This is a genomic window from Micromonospora sp. NPDC050695, from assembly GCF_040654415.1.
GTDB lineage: Bacteria > Actinomycetota > Actinomycetes > Mycobacteriales > Micromonosporaceae > Micromonospora.
In genome coordinates this window covers 106,315-129,357 of sequence record NZ_JBFAHZ010000005.1, presented here as the reverse complement: position 1 = coordinate 129,357, position 23,043 = coordinate 106,315, and the positions used below count along the sequence as shown (strand labels likewise).

Below are 23,043 nucleotides of genomic sequence, written 5' to 3'. Positions count from 1 at the left end.
TCCACCTGAACCATCGTTATATTCCCTGGGTGACTACCGAGACCGGGACCAACATCCACAGCACTGCGGGCAAGCTGGCGGACCTGGAGCGCCGGGTCGACGAGGCGGTGCACGCCGGATCGGCGCGCGCGGTCGAGAAGCAGCACGCCCGGGGCAAGAAGACCGCCCGCGAGCGGATCGAGATGCTGCTCGACGAGGGTTCCTTCGTCGAACTCGACGAACTGGCCCGGCACCGGTCCACGGCCTTCGGGCTGGAGCGCAACCGCCCCTACGGCGACGGCGTGGTCACCGGCTACGGCACGGTCGACGGGCGGCAGGTCTGCGTGTTCGCGCAGGACTTCACGGTCTTCGGCGGCTCCCTCGGCGAGGTGTTCGGTGAGAAGATCGTCAAGGTGATGGACCTCGCCATGAAGATCGGCTGCCCGGTGGTCGGCATCAACGACTCCGGTGGCGCCCGCATCCAGGAGGGTGTCGTCTCGCTCGGCCTCTACGGCGAGATCTTCTTCCGCAACGTGCGGGCCTCCGGCGTCATCCCGCAGATCTCGCTGGTGATGGGGCCCTGCGCCGGCGGCGCGGTCTACTCCCCGGCGGTCACCGACTTCACCGTCATGGTCGACCAGACCTCGCACATGTTCATCACCGGCCCGGACGTGATCAAGACGGTGACCGGCGAGGACGTCGGCATGGAGGAGTTGGGCGGCGCCCGCACCCACAACTCGCGCAGCGGCAACGCGCACTACCTCGCCACCGACGAGGAGGACGCGGTCGACTACGTCAAGGCGCTGCTGTCGTACCTGCCGTCGAACAACCTCGACGAGCCGGTCGTCTTCGAGGCACCCGCCGACCTGGAGATCACCGACGAGGACCGGGCCCTGGACACGCTGATCCCGGACTCGGCCAACCAGCCGTACGACATGCACACGGTCATCGCGCACATCCTCGACGACGGGGAGTTCCTGGAGGTCCAGCCGCTCTACGCGCAGAACATCGTGGTCGGCTACGGCCGGGTCGAGGGACGCCCGGTCGGTGTGGTCGCCAACCAGCCGATGCACTTCGCCGGCACCCTGGACATCGCCGCCTCGGAGAAGGCCGCGCGATTCGTTCGTACCTGCGACGCGTTCAACATCCCGGTGCTGACCTTCGTGGACGTGCCCGGCTTCCTGCCCGGCACCGGCCAGGAATGGGACGGCATCATCCGCCGGGGCGCCAAGCTCATCTACGCGTACGCCGAGGCGACCGTCCCCAAGGTCACCGTGATCACCCGCAAGGCGTACGGCGGGGCGTACGACGTGATGGGCTCCAAGCACCTCGGCGCCGACCTGAACTTCGCCTGGCCGACCGCGCAGATCGCGGTGATGGGCGCCCAGGGCGCGGTGAACATCCTCTACCGCTCCGAGCTGGCCGGCGCCGAGGATCCGGCTGCGGTCCGCGCCGAGAAGATCGCCGAGTACGAGGACACCCTGGCCAACCCGTACGTGGCGGCCGAACGTGGGTACATCGACTCGGTGATCCCGCCGCACGAGACGCGGACCCAGATCGTCCGGGCACTGCGCATCCTGCGTACCAAGCGGGAGACCCTGCCCCCGAAGAAGCACGGCAACATCCCGCTCTGATCCGCGACGACCCTGCTCGCTTGATCCGCGCAACTATCGGGAACGTGCTGCCTCCGGGCGCCGGGAGGCAGCAACATCCGTGAAGGTGCGCGGATAATCGCCGCGGCCGAGGTCAGCAGGGCGGGTTGGCGCCGGCGCACAGTCGCTGGGCGGCGGTGCGGCCCAGGGCCTCAAGGTCCGCGTACCCCAGGGTGGATTCGCTTCCGTCGACCCGGCCCACGACGAGGCCGGGACCGGTCACCAGCACCGTGACCAGGTCGCCCACCCGGACCACGACGGTCGCCTCGGCCGGCTCCAACGTCCGTCCGTCGCCCCGGCCAGGGGTCGCGCTCGACTCGTGGCGCACGACCATCGACTCGTCGCCCGCGAAGTCGGTCGCCGGCACCATCCAGGAGTGCACGGTCTCCAGCGGCACCGACTCGCGGTCCGGCATGGTGCTCCCGACGGGACGCCATTCACGGCAGGCGACAAGCATCGTCCTCAGCTGACCGAAGTACTGTCTGCCCACCGCCGAATCGACCCGGTACACGTCCTGGCTGAGCACCCCCTTCGCCGCCGCACCTCCGACACCCGTCGGCGACAGCAGGGTCAGCGATCGACTGTAGCGGGAGTACGAGTCGACCATCGGCAGGCCGCGCTCGCCGCCGCACCTCATGAGCAGCGGGTCCAACCGCATGACCTCGCCGAGACCGGCATCGCCGAGCTGGACGCCGCTCTCCACCGGCACGTCGGTGGCCCTCAGCAGGGAGTCCAGTGGGATATCCGCCCGGACGGAGCCGTGGGTCGGCGCCGGCAGGGCGGTAACGGGCGGCGCCGCCGGGCGTGCCGTCATGGCGTACGCCGGGCCGGTCACCGCCACGAGCACCGCGACCGCCGCCATCGCCACCGTACGACGGCTGCGCCGCCGGGCCCTGGCCCGAATCTCGTGCGGCTCGGGCCACCGCACATCGTTGAGGTCCCGGTGGATCCGTTCGACGAATGCCAGGTCGTCATGCATCGGTAGCCTCCCCCAGATCAGAGACGGCGAGCAGGCCGGCGAGCGCGGCGCGCCCCCGGGACAGTCGGGCCTTCACCGTGCCCACCGGCGCCTCGGTCTCCCGGGCCACGTCGGCGACCGGCATGCCGACCAGGTAGTACAGGGCGATCGCGGTGCGTTGCTCCTCGGGAAGCAGGCGCAACGCGGCGACCACCTCGACGGTGTCGGTACCCGGCCCCGGAACGGTCTCGGTGGCCCCGTGCCGCAGGTACGCCCGGGCGCGGCTGCGTAGGCTGCGCCACCGGCTGACGGCGACCCGGCTGGCCACCACCCGCACCCACGCCTCCGGGTCGTCGTACCCGCTGACCGTCGACCAGCGCTGCCACGCCCGGATGTACGCCTCCTGCACGGCGTCCTGAGCCTCGACCCGGTCGCCGGTCAGGGCGTAGACGAACCCGAGCAGCCGTTGCCGGCTCCCCCGGTAGAACTCGTCGAACCCGTCGACGTCCGGCACCCGCTACCTCCCCGTGTCGGTCGCAGGGAACACGCGCCGGGCGGGGTCGTCGGTTGCCCCGGTCAGGCGATCATCTTCTCCAGCTCGGCGAGCGGGAACGCGCCGGCCGCGATCCGCTCCCGGGCCGCCCGTCGGACCGCCCTCTGCACGGCCACGTTCGCGGGCGTCGGTACGCCGTGCAACCGGCCGAGCAGGGCGACCTCCCCGTTGAGGTGGTCGACCTCGGTGGAGCCCGCGCCCCGGGCCAGGCTCTGCCAGGTGGAGCCGCCGGAACGGGCCTCGCCGTCCACCGGGCGCTGCCCGACCAGGTCGCCGCGCTCAGCCTTCTCCTCCTCCGGGGAGGTGTGCGCGACACCCGCGGCGGCGAGTACGGCGACGCCCTCGGCGCGTACCCGCTCGGCCAGCGCCTCCGGGATGTCGCGGCCGAGCAGCGCCTGCAGACCGTTGCCGAGGTTGTTGAGCAGCTTGCCGTACTTCCAGCGCAGCACGTCGTCCCGCACCGGTGCGACGAACCCGGCCTCGGTCAGGTCGTCGGCGACCGCCCGGTCGGTGTCGTCGGTGCCGCCCGGGTACCGTCCGATGTGGAGCATCCCCGGATGCGGGTAGCCGTTGGCCACCACCACGCCGGGTTTCAGGTGGGTGGCCGGCAGCCAGACGCAGACCGCGTGCACGTCGGCGAAGAGCCGCAGCGCGGCCCGCTCGTTCGCCACCCCGTTCTGCGCGGTGACCAGCGGCAGACGCTCACCCGCCGTACCGCCCCCGGCCACCGGCGCGTCCACCCAGGCGGCCAGCGCGCCGGCGGTGTCCTGCGATTTCACCGTGAGGACCAGCACCGTGTCCGCCGGCAACGGACGATCACCGGGACCGTCCACGGCGGCGAGCCGGGCGGTCACGTCACCGTCGGGCCGGCGTAGGGTCAGACCCCGCTCGCGGATCGCGTCCAAGTGGGCCCCGCGTGCCACCAGGGTCACGTCCCGACCAGCCTCAGCCAGCCGTACGCCAACCGTCCCGCCGACCGCGCCCGCCCCGATGATCACATATCGCATGGCCCCATTCTGCCCGGTGGGGTCAGAGTGTCGGGCCCGTGTCGGTGAGGATGGGGCCGGCCAGCAGGAGGGCGCCCGTGACCAGTGCGACCAGGTTGATCAGGGCGAACACCAGCACCCAGAAGAACGCCGGGAACGGGGTCAGCCCGGCCAACTGGTCAGCGTCGGAGGCGGGCATCCGGCCGCGCGAGCGCAGCCGTTGCAGCTCCACCACCGGCCGCACCCCGCCGAGCAGCAGGAACCACACCCCGGCGTACGCGAACGCGGCCTGCACCTGCGGCGTGGCGTACCAGGAGACGGCGAACACCAGCGCGCCGGTGACCAGCAACGACACCACCCCGAAGGCGTTGCGGATCATGATCAGCATGGCGAGCAGCAGCGCCACGGCCACCCAGAGCAGCAGGGTGATCCGGTTGCCGCCGAGCAGCCAGGCACCGGCCAACCCGACCAGCGGCGGGGCGATGTAGCCGGCGAGCAGGGTGAGGATCATGCCCGGACCGGTGGGTCGGCCGGCGGAGAGCGTCAGCCCGGAGGTGTCCGAGTGCAGCCGGATGCCCCGCAGCTTGCGGCCGGTGAGCAGGGCGACGAGGGCGTGCCCGCCCTCGTGCGCGATGGTGATGGCGTTGCGGGCGATCCGCCAGGGCAGTCGGGTGGACACCACCACCAGCGCCACGGCGGCAGTGATCAGCACCAGCAGTGCGGGCGGGTCCGGCTGCGCGCCGAACAACGTGTCCCACAGATCGCCCAGCCCGTCGATCGACATCATGGGGCGCGAGCCTACCGGCGGCGTTCCGTGTCGCTCCCGGGGCACCGGCTCGTGGTTTCCGAGACGGGTCGGGTGGGCCATGAAGGCAGAGGTGATTGCAGATGAGGTCACATCGCGCGCATCCCCTGGTACCTGCTGGTCGAGCAGGACGGCGACGGTCACTCGCTGCGCCTGTACCGGCTCGACGGCGAGCACTACGTCGAGGACCAGGTGGCGAAGCCCGGCGAGACGCTGACCGTCGTCGAGCCGTTCCGCTGGCAGCTCGACCCCGGCACCTTGCGCTGATCAGTTCGAGTCAGGCCACCGGGGCGACCGACGCCCGTCGATGAAACTTTCTTCAGCAGCCCTTGCGATCTAGGGCAGTTACCTCCAAAGATGGGCGTCAATAGAACGCCGTTCCTGGAGGCACTCATGGCCCGTACCCAGTCACCGCTGCGCCGCGTGCTCGCGGCCGGCCTCACCATCCTCGCCACCGCGGCGGCGGCCCTCGTCGCGACCGCCGGACCGGCTGCCGCGGCCACCACCGCCGGCGTCGACGTGTCCCGCTACCAGGGCACCATCAACTGGACCAGCGTCCGCAACGCGGGCATCGAATTCGCCTTCATCAAGGCGACCGAGGGCACCAGCTACAAGGACCCGAACTTCAACGCCAACTACGTCAACTCGTACAACGCCGGGGTGATCCGCGGGGCGTACCACTTCGCCCGACCGAACATCTCCGCCGGCTCCACCCAGGCCGCCTACCTGGCGTCCAACGGTGGCGCCTGGTCCGCGGACAGCCGCACCCTGCCGGCGGCGCTGGACATCGAGGCCAACCCGTACAGCGGCGGCTACTGCTACGGCCTGAGCACCACCGGGATGCGCAACTGGGTGCAGGACTTCCTGAACACCTACCGCTCCCGCACCGGCCGGTACGCGGTCATCTACACCACCACGAGCTGGTGGAACCAGTGCACCGGCAGCTGGACCGGCCCGTGGGCCAACCACCCGCTCTGGCTGGCCCGCTGGTCGAGCACGCCGGGCGCCCTGCCGGCCGGTGCGTCGGTGTGGAGCTTCTGGCAGTACACCAGCACGGGCTCCGTCTCCGGGATCAGCGGCAACGTGGACCGCAACTACTGGAACGGTGACCGGAGCCGGCTCATCGCGCTGGCCAACAACACCTGATCGAGCCGTTGGCGGCAGCGGGATCGACGGTCACCACACGGTCGACAATCGGTCCGGCTGCCGCCACACCATCGGCTACGGGTCAGGCCCTCCGCCGACTCATCGCCGGCACTCTCGTCTCCTCCGAGGCCAGCGCAGCCCGCCTGGTCAGCCGCCACGCGCCAACCCCGCAGACGGCCACGGTCACGACGCTGAGCAGCGCGATGAGCGCCGGAATCCCCGCGGCGACCAGCAGCAGGACCGCGTCGCCGAACGCGACGAGCATCCACAGTGCCAGCCGGGGCCGGGCATCCCTCCGTCGGTAACCCATGTCGTGCCTCCTTCCGTCGTCGAAGGTCAATTACCCCGGACGACGGAAGGTCATGCGAATGAGTTTCAGTCCTTACGGTCGGGCACGAAACCCTTGGCGATCCGGTCGAAGTTCGGCAGGTTGGCCTGCCAGTCCTTCTCCGCGATCTCCCACCGCAGGGCGTACCCGCGGTTGCTGGCCGTCACGAACCCCCGGTTGCGGACGTGGATCCGCTGCCCGTCCCGGGTCTCCAGCCACTCCCAGTCGCCGCAGGTCTTCCAGAAGTTGCACGGCTTGATGCTGAGGTACTGGTAGTTGTTGACGCGACTCGCGCGGTTTGGCTCCTGCTCCCGCCAGTCCGCGACCGCATCCTTCTTCGGCGTGGAGGTCCACTGCACGAGCAGCTTTCCCGGCCCGTTGGACTGGTTGAAGACGACCGTGTTGCTGTCGACCTGGCTACGCACCCAACCATCCGGGATCGGCAGGGCGAAGCCGGCCGGGTCCTTGTGCAGCTTCCAGCCCGCCGGCAGCGCGTTCGGGTCGACCGAGGGGGTGGCCGAGGCGGACGGACTCGGGGCACCGCTGGTAGGCGGCGGTGGCGCGGCAGCGGAGGTCGGCGCGGGCGCCGACGTCGCGGCAGCCCCGGTCGCGCCGGCCTGCGGGTTCTTGTCGTCGTCGCCATTGGTCAGCAACGGCACGACCACCACGAGGCCGATCAGCAGCAGCGCAACGACCGCACCAACGAGCAGGTTGCGTCGGGTGTTGTTCGGCTTCGTACCGTCCGACGGAAGCACCGCCGCACGACCGGCCGGGCTCACCGGCGGCATGAGCGACGTCGGCGTGGTCGGCTTGCGCTGCTCCGGAGCCACCGGCGGACCGTCGACAACCGTCGGCTCGTCGTCGTTCGTCGTACCGTCGGCGTCAGTCGTACCGTCGCCGCTCGTGTCGGGCGCGGCCGTGACCTTCGCGGTCGGCTCGGCATCGGTCGAGCCGGCGTCGGAGGACGCCGGGCGGTCGATCGTGGCGGTCGGCTCGGCCGGCACCAGAGCGGTCGGGCCGGCCTCCGCACCGGAGGGAACGACGTCCGTCGGCGCGGCATCGGCAGCGGGGGCCGCGGCGGCAGCAGACGTCGCGGCGGCGGCCGGCGGCGGCGACACCGGCCGGTCGACACTCTCGGCCGGTCGCGGGGCAGGCACCACCGGCAGGCGCGGCTCGCGCGGACCATTCGGCCCAGGCCGGCGTACGCCATCAAGCAGTGAGATCCCGCGCGAACGCTTGCCCCCGGCGCGGCGCAGCAGCCGCTCCGCCACCTCGGCGGTGATCCGCTCGTTCGGGTCCTTGCGCAGCAGCCCGTTGAGCACGGCCTTCAGCGGGCCGGCGTTCTTCGGCGGAGGGATCGGCTCGGTGGCCAACGCGGCCAGGGTGCCGATCGCCGACGGCCGGGCGTACGGCGACTTGCCCTCGACCGCCGCGTACAGCGTCGCGCCCAACGACCACAGGTCGGCCTCCGGACCGGCGGTGCCGTCCCGAGCCCGCTCCGGCGAGATGTACGCGGGCGAACCGAGGACCATGCCGGTACGGGTGACGTTCGGGTCACCCGGGATGGTGGCGAGACCGAAATCGGTCAACACCACCCGGCCGTCGTCGCCGAGCAGCACATTGCCGGGCTTCACGTCGCGGTGCATGACGCCCGCCTTGTGCGCCGCGTTGAGAGCGCCCAGCACACCGAGGCCGATCTCCACCGCACGGGCCACCGGCACCGGGCCGTCCTCGGCGAGCGTGTCCTGCAACGATTTCGACGCCACGTACTCCATGACGATCCACGGATCGCCGTCGGTGCGCAGCACGTCGAAGATGCGGACGACGTTGGCGTGGTTGAGCCGGGCGATGGCCCGCGCCTCCCGCAGCGAGCGTTCCCGCATCTCGCGGCGCTCCTCGTCGGTGAGACCGGGCGGCGGCACCAACTCCTTGATGGCGACGTCCCGGTGCAGCACCTCGTCGCGCGCCTTCCACACCCGACCCATGCCGCCCTGGCCGAGCGGCGACAGAAGCCGGTATCGGTCAGCGACGAGTTGGGGAAGCGCGTTCGACATCGGTGAGACGGTACCCGGACCCGCCGACGGTCACACCGCCGGCACGCCACTGTGCGTTCCCCGTAACTTCCGGCCGCGTACCCTGGCGGCATGTCTGCCGAAGAGCCGCTGTTCCGGGTCGTCCGCGGCGTACCCACCGCGGAGGAGCTGGCCGCCCTGGTGGGTGCCATCGTCGTCCGGTCCCGCCCGGCCGCCACCCCCGCTCCGACGGCCACCTCGGCCTGGGCCCGCAGCGCCCGGCCGGCCAATCGCGGCACCTGGCGCACCGCTGGCCTGCCCCGCTGACACGACCCGCCAGGCGGGGGCTGCCAGGGTCGCGGGGAGCCGTTAACCTCACTCAGGGAAGTGGTGTGGTGACGGTGAGGAGGATCGATGATCCCCGAAGAAGACGGGCCAGCGCCCTGGCTGCGCAACTACGGCGGCATCGAGGCTGACATCCGCCAACTCCGGGAGTTCGCCGACCAACTCGCCGCCGAGGTCGAACGCAACTACGCGCCGCACCTGCCGTACATCGCCGCCGACATGTCCGCCGAGATACCCAACCCCTGTGACGCCTTCGTCGAGCTGGTCACCTTCCTGCACGCGCACCACGAGACACAGCAGGCGACCGCCGACATGGTGTACGCCGTCCGAGGGGCCACCGGCCACCTCGCCGCCGCCGCCGACCGCGTCGCCACCCAGTACGCCGACACCGACGCCTTCTCCGCCGCCCGAGTGGTCGACGTCCAACAGGCCCTCGCCGACCCGGGCACGATCCTGCCCCACACACCCACGCCCACACCGATGCTCAGCGACCCCACCGGCCCGGTGGTGCTCCCATGAACGAACGGGGCAACAGCCGCACCGCCGGCACCGACTGGCAGCTGATGGACGTCAACAGCATGTGGGCGTGCCTCCAGGACCACGACACCGCCAACCACTGGAAACAGGTGGCCGGCTGGCGCAAGGTCTGCGACCTCGCACAGATCCACCTCGGCCGACTCCAGGAATACCGACGCGGTCTCGCCTCGGCCTGGCCGCCGGAGACCAGCGCCGCCTCCGGCACGTACCTGGCCCAACTCGACGAACTCATCGAGAAGGTGCGGCACACCCACGACGCCGCCGCAGCCAACTACACCGCGCTGTCCGCCGCCACCCAGGCCATCGGCACCACCCGCGCCGCACTCCGCAAGATCTACGAGGAGTACGCGGCCAAACTCCAACAAAAGCAGGCGTACGACGCCACCGCCGCCGACCCTAAGGCCATCATGGGCAGCCGGGTCACCGAGCCACCTGTCTCCGACGCGGAACTGGAACGGCTGAACGTGCAGGCCCGGGGCATGATGTTCGGCCTCAGCGGCGAACTCCAGCAAGCCCAAGCAACCCTCCAAAAACCACCCCCACCACCTCCGCGTCCAGGCCATCAGCCCAACGACCCGGATACTTACGGCGCGAGCGCGCAAGGCCCAGTCATTCCTCCCGTCGTGGCCGTACCGATGGCACCGCCAATCTCGCCGACGAAGACACGCAACGCACCTTCCTTAGGGCCGACGCCCGCTCAGACTCCTCCCGGGCTGGGGCCTGTGCTGGGAGGAACGAGTTCGGCTTTAACGCCGGGCACGACGAGCCCAATCTCACCCGGATCCGCGACCCTTCCGCTTGCGCCACCGACCGCCCCGCCAGGCCTGGCATCAGGCATTCCAGTCCGACCCATTGGCGACCTGACGCCGCAGCGCCCTGGACTTACCGGACCGCCGACTGGGGCCGATAACATTGCACATCGCTCATCGCCACCGGCGTCCAACCGCCCCATGCCACCAGGCGGCCTCATCGGGAGCATGCCAGGTATGGGCCTGGGTCAACCTGGAGCAGCCAACAACCCTCCCCGCCGTATCAACCCAATCGGCGGCGTCATCGGCGGCGGCGGAGCAGGCACGGCACCGAGCGGAGGAGCGGGTTCGCGCCCCGGATTAGGTCGAGGCTTGTCAGCGGCACAAGGCACCCCGCCCATGGGCGGTGCACCTGGACCGGCGAGTCTCCCTGGCGTTCAGTCGAACTCTCTTCGGCCGAACGGTCGAGGGGAGGCAGGCAACAATGCATCCCTTTGGGACCCTGATCATCCGTGGGAGACCGATACCGGCGTACCGCCGGTGGTCCGGCCACCCGAGGACGAAGGACCTATTGATCCAGGCCCCACTATCGGCTTCAACCGCTAATGTCAATCTTGGTCAAGTTCGCGGCAGTTGCGCTGGTATTGCAACTTCCACTCATTGGGCTGACGACGAAAATTTCCCCACGTTCCACCCACACCGCTCCGACGCCCGCGGGAGCCGATCGAATTCGCGCCGATCAGTGGCATCTGTCGTACCTGAAGGTCGCCCAGGCGCAGCAGATCAGCAAGGGGGATGGGGTTGTCGTCGCTGTGCCCGACACCGGCGTGGATCCCCACCCCGACCTGAGCTATAACCTGCTGACAGGAATTGATATTGTCGCCGGCGGCTCAGGCAATGGCCAAAAGGATTCGAACAGCCACGGGACAAGCATGGCGGGATTAATCGCCGCACACGGCGGGTCAGATGGAGCGGGCGCACTTGGCATTGCGCCGCACTCTAAAATACTTCCCATAATGTCCTCCACCCCTGACAATTTAGGGGAGGCCGACGATCTTGCTGCGGCTATCGAATATGCCACTTCAAGCAGGGCCCAGGTTATCAACGTATCAAGTGGAGGCGCATCGACACCACGTCTCGTTCGGGCAGTTGATGCCGCACTGGCAGCGAATATTATCGTCGTGGCGGCAGCAGGAAACGTGCCGCACCAGCCTGTTTCCTACCCGGCCAGCGAGGAAGGCGTGATTGCCGTTGGTGGTATCGATCGCTCCGGACAGCACGCTGCTGTCTCGGTCACCGGGCCGGAGATCGATGTGGTCGCCCCTGCGGTCGACATCTACAGCACCAGCTACGACGGGAAGTACTCGAAGGGCACAGGAACTTCGAGCGCTACGGCGATTGTGGCGGGGGCGGCGGCGTTGATCAGGTCGAAGTACCCCTACCTGCCGGCTCGGGAGGTGGCGCATCGACTCACGGCCACGGCTGTCGACAAGGGGCCGCCCGGCCGTGACGACGAGTACGGGTACGGACTGATCGATCTTGTGGCGGCCCTGACGGCAGACGTACCTCCGCTGGGGTTTGAATCGGTTAGCGCTCCGGCCGGTGCTGGGGCGAGTACGACGGCTGGCGCCCGACCGGGCGACGACGGTGCTGGCGCGACGGCTCGTGGAGTGGTCACTCTCGCTGTGATCGTGGCCGTTGGTGTCGGTTGGGCGCTGGTGGCGCGACGTCGTCGGCGCGGCGACGATCCACCGCCCAGAATCAGCCGCTAATCGGGCCAACCGCTCTGGTCAACTCGTGTTCATTGAAATCGCGCTATCCGATGCTGCCGGATACCCCGATTTCCTTAAAGGTGAGTGGATCACGAGGGTGGGCTGCGCTGGTCGACCCGATGTCGGCAATATTGGGCTTTTGTCGAGGTGTGACAGGCCGATTTCGGCGAGACGAAGTCGATCAAGGGCACCGGGAGGCACCTGACGAGACCTCGGGCGGCCTGGCGGGCACGGTGTGCGGGATGGGAGCCGGTAACGTCGAAACCGTGTCTGACTCTCTGCCGCTCCGCCTCGTGCTCGCCTCGGCGAGCCCTGCCCGTCGCAAGTCTCTGCAGGCCGCCGGGATCGAACCGGACGTCCTGGTCAGTGGGGTGGACGAATCCCTGGTGGTGACCGACCGGGCCGAGGAGTTGTGCCTGGAGTTGGCGCGGCTCAAGGCGCAGGCGGTGCTGACGCGGCTGAACCCGGCTGGCCCGGACGGCGGGCCGGCCGGCGCCGGCAGCAACCAGCGGACGCTGGTGATCGGCTGTGACTCGGTGCTGGCGTTCGACGGGGAGATCCTCGGCAAGCCGGCGGATCCGGCGGACGCGACCCGGCGTTGGCTGCGGATGCGGGGGCGCAGTGGTGTTCTGCACAGTGGCCACTGCCTGATCGATGTTGTCGCCGGTCGGCGTGCGGAGGCGGTCGCCTCGACGACCGTTCACTTCGCGGACATCAGTGACGACGAGATCGCCGCGTACGTGGCGACTGGTGAGCCGCTGGCCGTGGCCGGGGCGTTCACGATCGACGGCCTCGGTGGGCCGTTCGTGGAGCGGATCGAGGGTGACCCGGGCACGGTGGTCGGTTTGTCGATGCCGCTGCTGCGCCGTCTCCTCGCCGAGCTGGATCTGCGGATCACCGACCTGTGGACGAAGGTCGCGCCGGGCGGCCAATCTGTCGAGCCGCTCGGTAACGTCCAGTCATGACCACCAAGTCGATCCCGCTCACCGACGAACTGCACGCGTACCTGGTCGCGCACGGCGCCCCGCCGGACGAGATCATTCAGGATCTGGCCGAGGAGACCCGGTCGGTGCTGCCGGAGCACGCCACCATGCAGGTGGCACCGGAGCAGGCGGCCTTCCTGACGTTCCTCACCCGACTGCTCGACGTCCGGCAGGCCGTCGAGGTCGGCACGTTCACCGGGCTGTCGTCGCTGGCGATCGCCCGCGGGCTGCCCGAGGGCGGGCGGTTGACCTGCTTCGACATTTCCGAAGAGTTCACCGGCATCGCCCGGCGCTACTGGGCTCGGGCCGGCGTGCAGGACCGGATCGACCTGCGGATCGGCCCGGCCGGGGAGACGCTGCGGGAGCTGCCGCAGGAGCGTCACCTGGACTTCGCGTTCATCGACGCGGACAAGACGGGGTACCCGGTCTACTGGGCGGAGCTGGTGCCCCGGATGCGGCCGGGTGGGGTGATCGCGGTCGACAACGTGCTGCGCGGCGGCCGGGTCATCGCGCCGCGGGACGCCAACGATCGGGCCATCGCCGCCTTCAACGACGAGGTCCTCGCTGATGTACGGGTGGATCCGGTGATGCTGCCGATCGCGGACGGCCTCACCCTCGCCCGGGTGCGCTGAACGCCGGACACGCGACGCTGAAGAACGGCGGCCAGCGCCCGGCCGCGCACGCAGATCGGGGTGCCCCTCAGCACGAGGGACACCCCGATTTTCGTGTGCAGGCCAGCGTCAGCGGACGCTGCGGGCGAACTGGCGTGCGGCCCAGAAGACGCCCAGTGCGGCGAGGACCGCGGTGATGGTGAGACCCTGCCAGACCTTGTCGCTGCCGAGGTCGCCGGCGAACAGCGCCCGGGTGCCGTCGACCGCCCAGGAGAACGGGTTCCAGTCGGCGATGCCCTGCAACCAGCCGGGTGCGAAGGTCAGCGGCAGCAGGATGCCGGACAGCAGCAGCACCGGCTGTGCCACCGTGTTCATCAGGGGTGCCAGCGCGTCCTCGCTCTTGACCTTGAGTGCGACGCCGTACGAGACGGCCGAGGTCATGAGCGCGATGAGGGCGAGCATCAGGTACGCCAGCAGCAGGTCACCGATGAACACCCGCAGGTCGAACAGGAGCGCCAGCAGGGTGATGATGATGGCCTGCGCGATGAGCGAGACCACGTCGCGCAGTGAGCGGCCGAGCAGCAGGGCGAGCCGGCTGATCGGGGTGACCCGGGAGCGTTCGATGACCCCGGCGCGCAGTTCGGCGATCAGGCCGAAGCCCTGGAACAGGCCACCGAAGATGGCCAGCAGCACCAGCAGACCGGGTACGAAGATCTTGTAGGCGGCGGCCTGGGTGGGCGCGTTCAGCGCCGGCTTGAGCAGCGGGGCGAAGAGCAGCAGGTACATCACCGGCTGGAAGACGCCGACGAAGACCCAGACCGGGTTGCGCAGCAGGAGTTGGAGCTGCCGCTGGAAGATCAGCCACGTGTCACGGGCGAATTTCATGAGTCGTCTCCGGGATGGTCAGGACTCGCGCAGCGAGCGGCCGGTCTTGGTCAGGAAGACGTCGTCCAGGCTGGGCCGGTGCAGCTCGATCGAGCGCAACTCCAGCCCGGCGTGGTCGAGTCGGCGCAGCACCTGCGGAATGGCGGTGGCGCCCTCGTCGACGTAGAGACGCAGGCCGCCCTCGTCAGCGGTCTCCAACTTGTTGACGTACGGCTCGCCGTCGAGCGCCTTGGCGGCCTGCGGGGTGGCGGCCACGTCGAGGCCGACCAGCACCACGTCGCCGGAGATCTCCCGCTTCAGCGCGGCCGGGGTGCCCTCGGCCACCACCTCGCCGTTGTCCATGATCGCGATCCGGTCGCAGAGCGCGTCGGCCTCGTCCAGGTAGTGCGTGGTGATGAAGACGGTCATCCCGTCGCTGCGCAGCCGCCGGATCTCGTCCCACATGTGGGCGCGGCTCTGCGGGTCGAGGCCGGTGGTCGGCTCGTCCAGGAAGACGATCTTCGGCTCGTGGATGATGCCGAGCGCGATCTCGACCCGCCGGCGCTGACCGCCCGAGTAGGTCTTGCACTTGCGGTCGGCGTACTCGGTGAGCTGGAAGGCGTCCAGCGCGCGGGCCGCGCGCCGCTGCGCGTCGGCCTTGCCGATGCCGTACATCCGGGCGTGCAGCACCAGCTCCTCGCGGGCGGTGGACTCGTCCCAGGTGCTGCCGCCCTGCGGGACGTACCCGATGCGGCGGCGCACCTCCGCCGGGTCCTTGCGCAGGTCGGCGCCCGCGATGGTGGCATCGCCGCCGTCCGGCTCGATCAGCGTGGCGAGCATCCGCAGCGTGGTGGTCTTGCCGGCGCCGTTCGGGCCGAGGAAGCCGAAGATCTCCCCCTCGGCGACCTCGAGGTTGACGCCCCGCACGGCGTCCACCGTCTTCGTTTCTCGACCCGCGCGGGAGCGGAACGACTTCCGCAGCCCCCTGGTCTCGATCATTTCTGCTCCTGGTCGTTCGGGCCGGCCGGGCCGGCCGCCGGGTGGGACGACGCCGGACGGCGCACTCCCCCGCTGTGCCGACAGCAGGCTAACGCGATATAGCTTTTTTAGTCAACGTTGATTATTCCGAGTCGGTGGGCTCCACGCCGTCCCGCCACCCCGACCAACCCTGCGCTTCGTCCAGCTCAGCAGGCAGGTACGACACTCCGGAATCGATCCGCTCCGCGATCCGCTCGCACCAGCTCATCTCCGCCTCGGCCCGCGCCGACCACAGCTCGAACATCCAGCCCACGTGGGTCGGCTTGCGGTTGCGCACCCAGTCCGACTCCAGCGAGGCGCGCATCGACTCGACGCCGGCGCGCAGCAGATTGGCCCGGTTACGCAGGGCGGCGGCCGCCTCCGCGCGCGGCATGGCCGGCAGGAACGAAAAGGCCGCCACGAACGGATCGGCGGGCTCGCTGATGTTCCACCAGTGGTTGCGCAGCAGCGTCTCGAACTCGTCGTCCCCCTTGGTGGTCACCTCGTACGTGGTCCGGGCCGGACGGGCACCGACCTGCTCGGTGGCAACGGCACGGAGCAGCCCTTCCTCGGTGAGCTTGCGCAGCGCGTGGTAGATCGATCCGGGTTGCACGTTCGCCCACTTGTCGGCGCTCCAGCTCAGCAGCTCGCGGCGCACGTCATAGCCGTGCACCGGCTGCATCCAGCGCACCAGACCGAGGATCATCATTCGAGTCGACGACACCGCACAAGCGTAATAGCCAAGTTTGACTAAGCTCAGTGCCCCATCCCACACTGAGCGATCGTTAGGGCCACCACGGGTGGCCGATACACTCCCCGTCAGTAACCTGCCGGGAGGAGCCACGAAGGTGCGCAAGGTACTCATCGCCAACCGCGGCGAGATCGCCGTCCGGGTCATCCGCGCCTGCCGTGACGCCCGCCTCGCCAGCGTCGCCGTCTACGCGGACTCCGACCGCGACGCCCTGCACGCCACGCTCGCCGACGAGGCGTACGCGCTCGGCGGTGACAGCGCGACCGAGACGTACCTGCGCATCGACAAGCTGCTCGACGTGGCCGCGCGGGCCGGCGCCGACGCCGTGCACCCCGGCTACGGCTTCCTGTCCGAGAACGCCGACTTCGCCCAGGCGGTCATCGACGCCGGGCTGACCTGGATCGGCCCCACCCCGCAGGCAATCCGCGACCTGGGCGACAAGGTGACCGCCCGGCACATCGCCCAGCGCGCCGGCGCCCCGCTGGTCCCCGGCACCCCCGACCCGGTGGCCAGCCCGGACGAGGTGATGGCGTTCGCCGTCGACCACGGCCTGCCGGTCGCCATCAAGGCCGCGTTCGGCGGTGGCGGGCGCGGGCTCAAGGTGGCCCGCACGATGGAGGAGATTCCCCAGCTGTTCGAGTCGGCCACCCGGGAGGCGGTCGCGGCGTTCGGTCGGGGCGAGTGCTTCGTCGAGCGGTACCTGGACCAGCCCCGGCACGTCGAGGCGCAGGTCCTCGCCGACCAGCACGGCAACGTGATCGTGGTGGGCACCCGGGACTGCTCGTTGCAGCGGCGGCACCAGAAGCTGGTGGAGGAGGCGCCCGCACCCTTCCTCACCGACGCCCAGCGGGCGCAGATCCACGACAGCGCCAAGGCGATCTGCCGGGAGGCGGGCTACCACGGCGCCGGCACGGTGGAGTACCTGGTCGGCAAGGACGGCACGATCTCCTTCCTGGAGGTCAACACCCGCCTGCAGGTCGAGCACCCGGTCACCGAGGAGACCGCCGGCATCGACCTGGTCCGCGAGCAGTTCCGGATCGCCGACGGCGAGAAGCTGCGAATCACCGAGGACCCGACGCCGCGCGGGCACTCCATCGAGTTCCGGATCAACGGCGAGGATCCGGGCCGTAACTTCCTGCCCGCTCCGGGCACGGTCACCGCGCTGCGGCTGCCCACCGGCCCCGGCGTCCGGGTGGACACCGGCATCTCGGCCGGCGACGTGATCGGCGGCAACTTCGACTCGCTGCTGGCCAAGGTGATCATCACCGGTGAGACACGGACCGAGGCGCTGGAGCGCGCCCGCCGCGCCCTCGACGAGATGGTCCTCGACGGGATGGCCACCGCGCTGCCGTTCCACCGGCTGGTCGTGCGGGACGAGGCGTTCACCGCCGAACCGTTCACCGTGCACACCCGGTGGATCGAGACCGAGTTCCACAACACCGTGCCGCCGTTCGCGGCCGCCGCCGGCACCGCCGAGGCGCCGGCCGAACGCGACACCGTCGTGGTCGAGGTCGGCGGCAAGCGCCTCGAGGTCAGCCTCCCCGCCGGCTTCGGCGGGAGTACGACCACCGCGGCACCCGCCTCCCGTAAGCCGACCCGGCGCGGCGGCGGGGCCAAGGCCGGTGCTCCGGTCGGCGGCGACGCGCTCACCTCACCCATGCAGGGCACGATCGTCAAGATCGCGGTGGCGGACGGCGACACCGTGGCCGAGGGCGACCTGGTGGTGGTGCTGGAGGCGATGAAGATGGAGCAACCGCTGCACGCCCACAAGGCGGGTACGGTCAGCGGTCTCACCGCCGAGGTCGGTGCCGTGATCACCGCCGGCGCCCCCATCTGCACCATCGCGTGACCGACCGGTCGCGGGTGGTTTCGGCCACCACCGGCGGCGGGGGCGGCGCGGAGCGGGAATGATGGCCGGGTGCGGTTCCTTCACGGCGCGGCCCCCGCGCACGACCTGACCTATACCGACGTGTTCATGGCGCCGGCCCGTTCCGACCTCGGCTCCCGGCTCGACGTCGACCTGTCCACCGGCGACGGCACGGGCACCACCATCCCGCTGGTGGTGTCGAACATGACCGCGGTCGCGGGTCGGCGGATGGCCGAGACGGTGGCCCGGCGGGGCGCGATCGCGGTGATCCCGCAGGACATCCCGATCGAGGTGGTGGCGAACGTCGTCGCCTGGGTGAAGCGGCGTCACCTGGTCTACGACACGCCGATCACGCTGGGCCCGACCGAGACCGTCGGCGACGCCATCCACCTGCTGCCCAAGCGTTCGCACGGCGCGGTCATCGTGGTCGACGAGGCCGGCCGGCCGGTGGGCGTGGTCACCGAGGCGGACACCGTGGGCGTCGACCGGTTCGCCCAGCTGCGCCACGTGATGTCCACGGAGCTGCACACCGTGCCGGCGGACGCGGACCCGCGTACCGGCTTCGACCTGCTCTCCGCGGGTCGGCGCCGGCTCGCCCCGGTGGTGGACGCGGACGGCCGGCTGGTCGGGGTGCTGACCCGGCAGGGTGCGCTGCGGGCCACCCTCTACACCCCGGCGGTGGACGACCGGGGGCGGCTGCGGATCGCGGCGGCGGTCGGGATCAACGGTGACGTCACCGGCAAGGCCGCCGCGCTGCTCGAGGCGGGGGTGGACACGCTGGTCGTGGACACCGCGCACGGTCACCAGACGCGGATGATCTCGGCGTTGCAGGCGGTCCGCAAGCTGGACCCGGGCGTCCCGATCGCCGCCGGCAACGTGGTCACCGCCGAGGGCGTACGCGACCTGGTCGAGGCTGGCGCGGACATCATCAAGGTCGGCGTCGGGCCCGGCGCGATGTGCACCACCCGGATGATGACCGGCGTGGGCCGGCCGCAGTTCTCCGCCGTACTCGACTGCTCGACGGCAGCTCGCGAGCTGGGCCGGCACGTCTGGGCCGACGGCGGTGTGCGACACCCGCGCGACGTGGCGCTCGCGCTCGCCGCCGGCGCGTCGAACGTGATGATCGGCTCCTGGTTCGCCGGCACCTACGAGTCGCCCGGCGACCTGTACACCGAGCCGGACGGCCGGCGGTACAAGGAGAGCTTCGGGATGGCCTCGGCGCGGGCGGTCAGCGCCCGTACCGCCGACGACAGCCCGTACGACAGGGCCCGCAAGGCGGTGTTCGAGGAGGGCATCTCGTCGGCCCGGATGTACCTGGATCCGTCCCGGCCCGGCGTCGAGGATCTGATCGACGAGATCATCGCCGGGGTTCGCAGCGCCTTCACCTACGCCGGTGCGCGAGACCTGACGCAGTTCCACGAGCGGGCGATCGTGGGCGTGCAGAGCGCCGCCGGCTTCACCGAAGGAATGCCCCTCCCCACCAGCTGGTAACGGCACCCACCTCGCCCTACCCCCCACCCCCCCGGGCCCACCCACCTCAGGGTCGATCATGGAGTTGTGGTGCCCCGTAAAAGGGGTGCCGATGGGCGAACCGCCCACCACAAGTCCATGATCGACGCGTTTGGGGGCGGGCGTTTGGGGCGATCAGGTCGCCAGGCGGCTCAGGACGTTGCGGGCTGCCTCGCGGGGGTTGTCGCCGACCCGCTCGGGCAGCGCGCCGGCCAGCCAGAGGGTCGCGAAGCCGTGCGCGATCGACCAGGCGGCGAGCGCGTCCCGGTCGGCGTCGGCGGGGACGCCGCCGACGGGTAGCGCCGCCACCCCGGAGCGGAGCGCGGCGCCGGCGCGCTCGCGGGCGGCGATCAGCTCGGCGTCGTCGGCCCGGTAGAGCTCCGGACGGAACATCACCTCGAAGTACGCCCGGTGCCCGACGGCGAAGTCGACGTAGGCGACGCCGGCCTCCAGCAGGTCGTCATCCGCCTCGGTCAACGTCTGGGTCAGCAGGTCGAACCCCTGGGCGGCGAGCGCGGTGAGCAGGCCCGCCTTGTCGCCGAAGTGGTGCGCGGGCGCGGCGTGCGAGACGCCGGCCCGGCGGGCCAGGTCGCGCAGGCTCAACGCGGCCGGCCCGACCTCCTCGATCGCGTCGAGCGCGGCCGCGAGCAGAGTGCGACGGAGGTCGCCGTGGTGGTACGAGCGCGTCTCGGTCATACCGGGATCCTATCTTGCCATTGACAAGATGCCAGCGCCTGACGCAATCTTGTCACCGACAAGTTGCTGCGAGGAGGATTCCGATGGCACCCCTGATCGCCCTGGTTCTCGGCACCGCGCTGGCCCGACTCGCCGGCCTGGCCGGCATCTCCGCACTCGACGGCTGGCACCCCGCACTGCGGGTCGGGCTGGCTCTGATGTTCGTGCTGACCGGCGTCGCGCACTTCGCGGGACAGCGCCGCGCCGACCTGATCGCGATGGTTCCGCCCCGACTGCCCCGGCCGGACCTGCTGGTCACCCTCACCGGCGTACTGGAGCTGGCCGGCGCCGTCGGCCTGCTGATCCCGGCGACCGCCCGCCTGGCCGCGGCCGGCCTCGGCCTGCTCATGCTCGCGATGTTTCCGGCCAACGTCTCGGCCGCTCGCCGGAGCCTGACTCTCGCCGGGCGTCCGGTCACCCCGCTCGGGCAGCGCACCGCCCTGCAGATCGTGTTCGTCGCCACTGCGGCGGTAATTTCGTTTGGCCCCTGACTATCAGGGGGCTAACCTGTGCCCGTGGAACTCGTCACCCTCCAGGACGTGCCGATCGGGCGACTGCTGGTGGTGGCCGGGCACCTCGTGGGGCAGCGTTGGAACCGCTACCTCGCCGAGGAGCACGGCCTCACCCAGGCCGGCATGGTCACCCTGATGACGCTCGCTCGTCATGGCGAGCTGCCGCACCGCGAGGTCGCCGAGAAGGGGTTCGTACGCCCGGCGACCCTGACCGGCATCGTCGACACGCTGGCCCGCGACGGTCTCGTCGAACGGCAGCGCGACGACAGCGACCGGCGCAGCATCCGACTCGCCATCACCCCCGCCGGGCGGGAGAAGGTTGCCGCGCTCAGCGCACTCATGCATACCGGACGACCGCTCACCTCGATCGACGCCGACCCGGCGAAGGCCCAGGTGATCCGGGAGTTCCTGCTGGAGGTCATCGGCAGCGGGGACGACCCGCGGATGACCGGACGCCCAACCGAACCGAAGGACCCGGCGTGCTGATCCGACTCCTGCGCGGCCAACTGCGCACCTATCAGAGACCGTTGCTGGCGGTGGTGCTGCTCCAGTTCGTGGGCACCATGGCCTCGCTCTACCTGCCCAGCCTCAACGCGGACATCATCGACCAGGGCGTGGCCCGGGGCGACACCGACTACATCGTGCGTACCGGCGGCTGGATGCTGCTGGTCAGCCTGATCCAGATCGTCTGTTCCATCGCCGCGGTCTATCTGGGCGCGCGGATCGCGATGGGCTTCGGCCGCGACGTCCGCGCCACGCTGTTCGGGCACGTCAACCGCTTCTCCGCGCGCGAGGTGGCCCGGTTCGGAGCGCCCTCGCTGATCACGCGGAACACCAACGACGTGCAACAGGTGCAGATGCTGGTGCTGATGAGCTGCACGATGCTCGTCGCCGCACCGATCATGAGCGTCGGCGGCGTCTTCATGGCGCTGCGTGAGGACATCGGGCTCTCCTGGCTGATGCTGGTCAGCGTGCCGGTGCTCGCCATCACGCTCGGCGCGATCATCCGTCGGATGGTGCCGGGCTTCCGGCTGATGCAGACCCGGATCGACACCGTCAACCGGGTGCTGCGCGAGCAGATCACCGGCATCCGGGTGGTCCGCGCGTTCGTTCGCGAGCCGTACGAGACGGATCGCTTCGCCGCCGCGAACGCCGACCTGACCGCCACCGCGCTGCGGACCGGACGGCTGCTGGCGTTGATCTTCCCGGTGGTCATGCTGGTGCTGAACGTCTCCAGCGTGGCGGTGCTCTGGTTCGGCGCGCAGCGGGTGGACGCCAACGCGATCCAGGTCGGCGCGCTCACCGCGTTCCTGCAGTATCTGATGCAGATCCTGATGGCCGTGATGATGGCCACCTTCATGCTGATGATGGTGCCCCGGGCCGCGGTCTGCGCCGAGCGGATCGTCGAGGTGCTGGACACCGACTCCTCGGTGGCCCCCTCCACCGCCCCGGTCACCGAGCTGTCCAGCAGGGCCGAGCTGGAGCTGCGCGGGGTGCGCTTCCAGTACCCGGGCGCGGTCGAACCGGTGCTGCGCGACATCTCCTTCCGGGCGACGCCGGGCACCACCACAGCGATCATCGGCAGCACCGGTGCGGGCAAGACGACGCTGCTGTCACTGATCCCCCGCCTCGTCGACGTCACCGGCGGCGCGGTGCTGGTCGACGGCGTGGACGTACGCGACCTCGCACCCGACGAACTGTGGCGACGCATCGGGTTGGTGCCGCAACGGCCGTACCTGTTCACCGGCACGGTCGCCAGCAACCTGCGCTACGGCAACCCGGACGCCACCGACGAGGAACTGTGGACGGCGCTGGAGATCGCCCAGGCCCGGGACTTCGTGGCCCAGATGCCCGGCGGCCTGGACGCACCGATCGCCCAGGGCGGCAGCACCGTCTCCGGTGGTCAGCGGCAACGTCTGGCCATCGCCAGGGCCCTGGTCCGGAAACCGGAGATCTACCTGTTCGACGACTCGTTCTCCGCGCTGGACCTCGGCACCGACGCGCGGCTGCGGGCGGCACTGCGGCCGGTCACCGCACAGTCCGCCGTGGTGATCGTGGCCCAACGGGTCTCCACCATCGTGGACGCCGACCAGATCATCGTGCTCGAGAACGGAGGGGTCGTCGGAGTGGGACGACACGCGCAGTTGTTGGAGACCTGCCCGACGTACGCCGAGATCGTGGCCTCCCAGCAGACGACGGAGGTGCCGGCATGAGCGAGCCCGACGAGCCGCGGACCGCGACCGTACCCAGTCAGCAGCCCGCCGGCGACACCCCGCCGCAAGCCGGCGGTGAAGCCGCTCAGCAGCCCGGCGGCGAAGCCGCTCAGCAGCCCGGCGGCGAAGCCGCGCAGCAGCCCGGCGGCGACACGCGGA

General features: G+C 70.4%; 23 protein-coding genes. 13 read left to right on the top strand and 10 right to left on the bottom strand.

Annotated features, from left to right (window positions below; translation table 11 throughout):
- The first annotated feature begins 29 nt into the window (after window positions 1-29).
- Entirely contained in the window at window positions 30-1,613 is a 1,584-nt protein-coding gene (locus tag AB0H52_RS05605; RefSeq protein WP_357945450.1) for an acyl-CoA carboxylase subunit beta, read from the top strand.
- A gap of 112 nt (window positions 1,614-1,725) precedes the next feature.
- On the opposite strand, the gene AB0H52_RS05600 is transcribed toward AB0H52_RS05605, so the two are convergent.
- From AB0H52_RS05600 to AB0H52_RS05585, 4 genes are all read right to left on the bottom strand, one after another.
- Window positions 1,726-2,610: a hypothetical protein gene (locus tag AB0H52_RS05600; protein ID WP_357945447.1), complete on the bottom strand. Its 885-nt coding sequence runs from the start codon at window positions 2,608-2,610 to the stop codon at window positions 1,726-1,728.
- Window positions 2,603-3,103, bottom strand: a complete 501-nt coding sequence (locus tag AB0H52_RS05595; protein WP_151490575.1) for a sigma factor-like helix-turn-helix DNA-binding protein — start codon at window positions 3,101-3,103, stop codon at window positions 2,603-2,605. Before AB0H52_RS05595 ends, AB0H52_RS05600 begins: the two co-directional genes overlap by 8 nt.
- Before the next feature lie 62 nt (window positions 3,104-3,165).
- Entirely contained in the window at window positions 3,166-4,149 is a 984-nt protein-coding gene (locus tag AB0H52_RS05590) for a 2-dehydropantoate 2-reductase N-terminal domain-containing protein (protein WP_151490576.1), read from the bottom strand.
- Between the two features lie 22 nt (window positions 4,150-4,171).
- Complete coding sequence (locus AB0H52_RS05585) at window positions 4,172-4,915, bottom strand: M50 family metallopeptidase (protein ID WP_151490577.1); 744 nt, start codon at window positions 4,913-4,915, stop codon at window positions 4,172-4,174.
- Between the two features lie 411 nt (window positions 4,916-5,326).
- Here AB0H52_RS05585 and AB0H52_RS05580 point away from each other — a divergent pair, with 411 nt between their 5' ends.
- Window positions 5,327-6,079 (top strand): GH25 family lysozyme, encoded by a 753-nt coding sequence (locus AB0H52_RS05580; RefSeq protein ID WP_151490592.1) that lies wholly within the window; start codon window positions 5,327-5,329, stop codon window positions 6,077-6,079.
- Between the two features lie 82 nt (window positions 6,080-6,161).
- Here the strand turns inward: AB0H52_RS05580 and AB0H52_RS05575 are convergent, their stop codons facing one another.
- Together AB0H52_RS05575 and AB0H52_RS05570 are read right to left on the bottom strand one after the other, a co-directional pair.
- Window positions 6,162-6,389, bottom strand: a complete 228-nt coding sequence (locus AB0H52_RS05575) for a hypothetical protein (protein ID WP_151490578.1) — start codon at window positions 6,387-6,389, stop codon at window positions 6,162-6,164.
- A 65-nt stretch (window positions 6,390-6,454) separates the two neighbouring features.
- Window positions 6,455-8,461 carry a protein kinase gene (locus AB0H52_RS05570; RefSeq protein ID WP_357945442.1) on the bottom strand — a complete coding sequence of 669 codons (2,007 nt, stop codon included), beginning with the start codon at window positions 8,459-8,461 and terminating at the stop codon, window positions 6,455-6,457.
- Window positions 8,462-8,551: 90 nt separating this feature from the next.
- Here AB0H52_RS05570 and AB0H52_RS05565 point away from each other — a divergent pair, with 90 nt between their 5' ends.
- From AB0H52_RS05565 to AB0H52_RS05540, 6 genes are all read left to right on the top strand, one after another.
- Window positions 8,552-8,746 carry an acyl-CoA carboxylase subunit epsilon gene (locus tag AB0H52_RS05565; protein ID WP_151490580.1) on the top strand — a complete coding sequence of 65 codons (195 nt, stop codon included), beginning with the start codon at window positions 8,552-8,554 and terminating at the stop codon, window positions 8,744-8,746.
- Window positions 8,747-8,833: 87 nt separating this feature from the next.
- Entirely contained in the window at window positions 8,834-9,283 is a 450-nt protein-coding gene (locus AB0H52_RS05560) for a hypothetical protein (RefSeq protein ID WP_151490581.1), read from the top strand.
- Window positions 9,280-10,656, top strand: a complete 1,377-nt coding sequence (locus tag AB0H52_RS05555; protein WP_151490582.1) for a hypothetical protein — start codon at window positions 9,280-9,282, stop codon at window positions 10,654-10,656. Before AB0H52_RS05560 ends, AB0H52_RS05555 begins: the two co-directional genes overlap by 4 nt.
- Before the next feature lie 122 nt (window positions 10,657-10,778).
- The gene (locus AB0H52_RS05550; RefSeq protein ID WP_225854570.1) at window positions 10,779-11,822 is read left to right on the top strand and encodes a S8 family serine peptidase; all 1,044 of its coding nucleotides are present in this window, start codon (window positions 10,779-10,781) and stop codon (window positions 11,820-11,822) included.
- Window positions 11,823-12,088: 266 nt separating this feature from the next.
- On the top strand, window positions 12,089-12,787 hold the full coding sequence (locus AB0H52_RS05545; RefSeq protein ID WP_151490584.1) for a Maf family protein: 699 nt from the start codon (window positions 12,089-12,091) through the stop codon (window positions 12,785-12,787).
- On the top strand, window positions 12,784-13,437 hold the full coding sequence (locus AB0H52_RS05540) for an O-methyltransferase (RefSeq protein WP_151490585.1): 654 nt from the start codon (window positions 12,784-12,786) through the stop codon (window positions 13,435-13,437). Before AB0H52_RS05545 ends, AB0H52_RS05540 begins: the two co-directional genes overlap by 4 nt.
- Window positions 13,438-13,545: 108 nt before the next feature.
- Here AB0H52_RS05540 and AB0H52_RS05535 read toward each other — a convergent pair whose 3' ends face one another.
- The 3 genes from AB0H52_RS05535 to AB0H52_RS05525 form a co-directional block, all read right to left on the bottom strand.
- Entirely contained in the window at window positions 13,546-14,301 is a 756-nt protein-coding gene (locus tag AB0H52_RS05535; protein ID WP_151490586.1) for an ABC transporter permease, read from the bottom strand.
- An 18-nt stretch (window positions 14,302-14,319) separates the two neighbouring features.
- Entirely contained in the window at window positions 14,320-15,279 is a 960-nt protein-coding gene (locus AB0H52_RS05530; RefSeq protein ID WP_151490587.1) for an ATP-binding cassette domain-containing protein, read from the bottom strand.
- A gap of 121 nt (window positions 15,280-15,400) precedes the next feature.
- Window positions 15,401-16,006 carry a PadR family transcriptional regulator gene (locus AB0H52_RS05525; RefSeq protein ID WP_151490593.1) on the bottom strand — a complete coding sequence of 202 codons (606 nt, stop codon included), beginning with the start codon at window positions 16,004-16,006 and terminating at the stop codon, window positions 15,401-15,403.
- A 139-nt stretch (window positions 16,007-16,145) separates the two neighbouring features.
- Here AB0H52_RS05525 and AB0H52_RS05520 point away from each other — a divergent pair, with 139 nt between their 5' ends.
- On the top strand, window positions 16,146-17,897 hold the full coding sequence (locus AB0H52_RS05520; RefSeq protein WP_151490588.1) for a biotin carboxylase N-terminal domain-containing protein: 1,752 nt from the start codon (window positions 16,146-16,148) through the stop codon (window positions 17,895-17,897).
- A gap of 69 nt (window positions 17,898-17,966) precedes the next feature.
- On the top strand, window positions 17,967-19,406 hold the full coding sequence (locus AB0H52_RS05515; protein ID WP_151490589.1) for a GuaB1 family IMP dehydrogenase-related protein: 1,440 nt from the start codon (window positions 17,967-17,969) through the stop codon (window positions 19,404-19,406).
- Window positions 19,407-19,559: 153 nt separating this feature from the next.
- Here the strand turns inward: AB0H52_RS05515 and AB0H52_RS05510 are convergent, their stop codons facing one another.
- On the bottom strand, window positions 19,560-20,120 hold the full coding sequence (locus AB0H52_RS05510) for a TetR/AcrR family transcriptional regulator (RefSeq protein ID WP_151492830.1): 561 nt from the start codon (window positions 20,118-20,120) through the stop codon (window positions 19,560-19,562).
- 83 nt (window positions 20,121-20,203) lie between these two features.
- Between AB0H52_RS05510 and AB0H52_RS05505 the strand changes: the two genes are divergently transcribed.
- Genes AB0H52_RS05505 through AB0H52_RS05495 form a run of 3 tightly spaced genes read left to right on the top strand, consistent with a single transcriptional unit; the run spans window position 20,204 to window position 22,884 of the window.
- On the top strand, window positions 20,204-20,650 hold the full coding sequence (locus tag AB0H52_RS05505) for a DoxX family membrane protein (protein ID WP_357945434.1): 447 nt from the start codon (window positions 20,204-20,206) through the stop codon (window positions 20,648-20,650).
- 24 nt (window positions 20,651-20,674) lie between these two features.
- On the top strand, window positions 20,675-21,157 hold the full coding sequence (locus tag AB0H52_RS05500) for a MarR family transcriptional regulator (RefSeq protein ID WP_278124310.1): 483 nt from the start codon (window positions 20,675-20,677) through the stop codon (window positions 21,155-21,157).
- The gene (locus tag AB0H52_RS05495; protein WP_151492827.1) at window positions 21,151-22,884 is read left to right on the top strand and encodes an ABC transporter ATP-binding protein; all 1,734 of its coding nucleotides are present in this window, start codon (window positions 21,151-21,153) and stop codon (window positions 22,882-22,884) included. Before AB0H52_RS05500 ends, AB0H52_RS05495 begins: the two co-directional genes overlap by 7 nt.
- Window positions 22,885-23,043 lie beyond the last annotated feature (159 nt).

Excerpts from the sequence above, each read along its gene's own strand:
- AB0H52_RS05505 (WP_357945434.1), top strand. The coding sequence starts at position 20,204 with ATGGCACCCCTGATCGCCCTGGTTCTCGGCACCGCGCTGGCCCGACTC.
- AB0H52_RS05535 (WP_151490586.1), bottom strand. The coding sequence starts at position 14,301 with ATGAAATTCGCCCGTGACACGTGGCTGATCTTCCAGCGGCAGCTCCAA.
- AB0H52_RS05525 (WP_151490593.1), bottom strand. The coding sequence starts at position 16,006 with ATGATGATCCTCGGTCTGGTGCGCTGGATGCAGCCGGTGCACGGCTAT.
- AB0H52_RS05580 (WP_151490592.1), top strand. The coding sequence starts at position 5,327 with ATGGCCCGTACCCAGTCACCGCTGCGCCGCGTGCTCGCGGCCGGCCTC.
- AB0H52_RS05570 (WP_357945442.1), bottom strand. The coding sequence starts at position 8,461 with ATGTCGAACGCGCTTCCCCAACTCGTCGCTGACCGATACCGGCTTCTG.
- AB0H52_RS05530 (WP_151490587.1), bottom strand. The coding sequence starts at position 15,279 with ATGATCGAGACCAGGGGGCTGCGGAAGTCGTTCCGCTCCCGCGCGGGT.
- AB0H52_RS05560 (WP_151490581.1), top strand. The coding sequence starts at position 8,834 with ATGATCCCCGAAGAAGACGGGCCAGCGCCCTGGCTGCGCAACTACGGC.
- AB0H52_RS05555 (WP_151490582.1), top strand. The coding sequence starts at position 9,280 with ATGAACGAACGGGGCAACAGCCGCACCGCCGGCACCGACTGGCAGCTG.
- AB0H52_RS05600 (WP_357945447.1), bottom strand. The coding sequence starts at position 2,610 with ATGCATGACGACCTGGCATTCGTCGAACGGATCCACCGGGACCTCAAC.
- AB0H52_RS05585 (WP_151490577.1), bottom strand. The coding sequence starts at position 4,915 with ATGATGTCGATCGACGGGCTGGGCGATCTGTGGGACACGTTGTTCGGC.
- AB0H52_RS05590 (WP_151490576.1), bottom strand. The coding sequence starts at position 4,149 with ATGCGATATGTGATCATCGGGGCGGGCGCGGTCGGCGGGACGGTTGGC.
- AB0H52_RS05540 (WP_151490585.1), top strand. The coding sequence starts at position 12,784 with ATGACCACCAAGTCGATCCCGCTCACCGACGAACTGCACGCGTACCTG.
- AB0H52_RS05575 (WP_151490578.1), bottom strand. The coding sequence starts at position 6,389 with ATGGGTTACCGACGGAGGGATGCCCGGCCCCGGCTGGCACTGTGGATG.
- AB0H52_RS05565 (WP_151490580.1), top strand. The coding sequence starts at position 8,552 with ATGTCTGCCGAAGAGCCGCTGTTCCGGGTCGTCCGCGGCGTACCCACC.
- AB0H52_RS05510 (WP_151492830.1), bottom strand. The coding sequence starts at position 20,120 with ATGACCGAGACGCGCTCGTACCACCACGGCGACCTCCGTCGCACTCTG.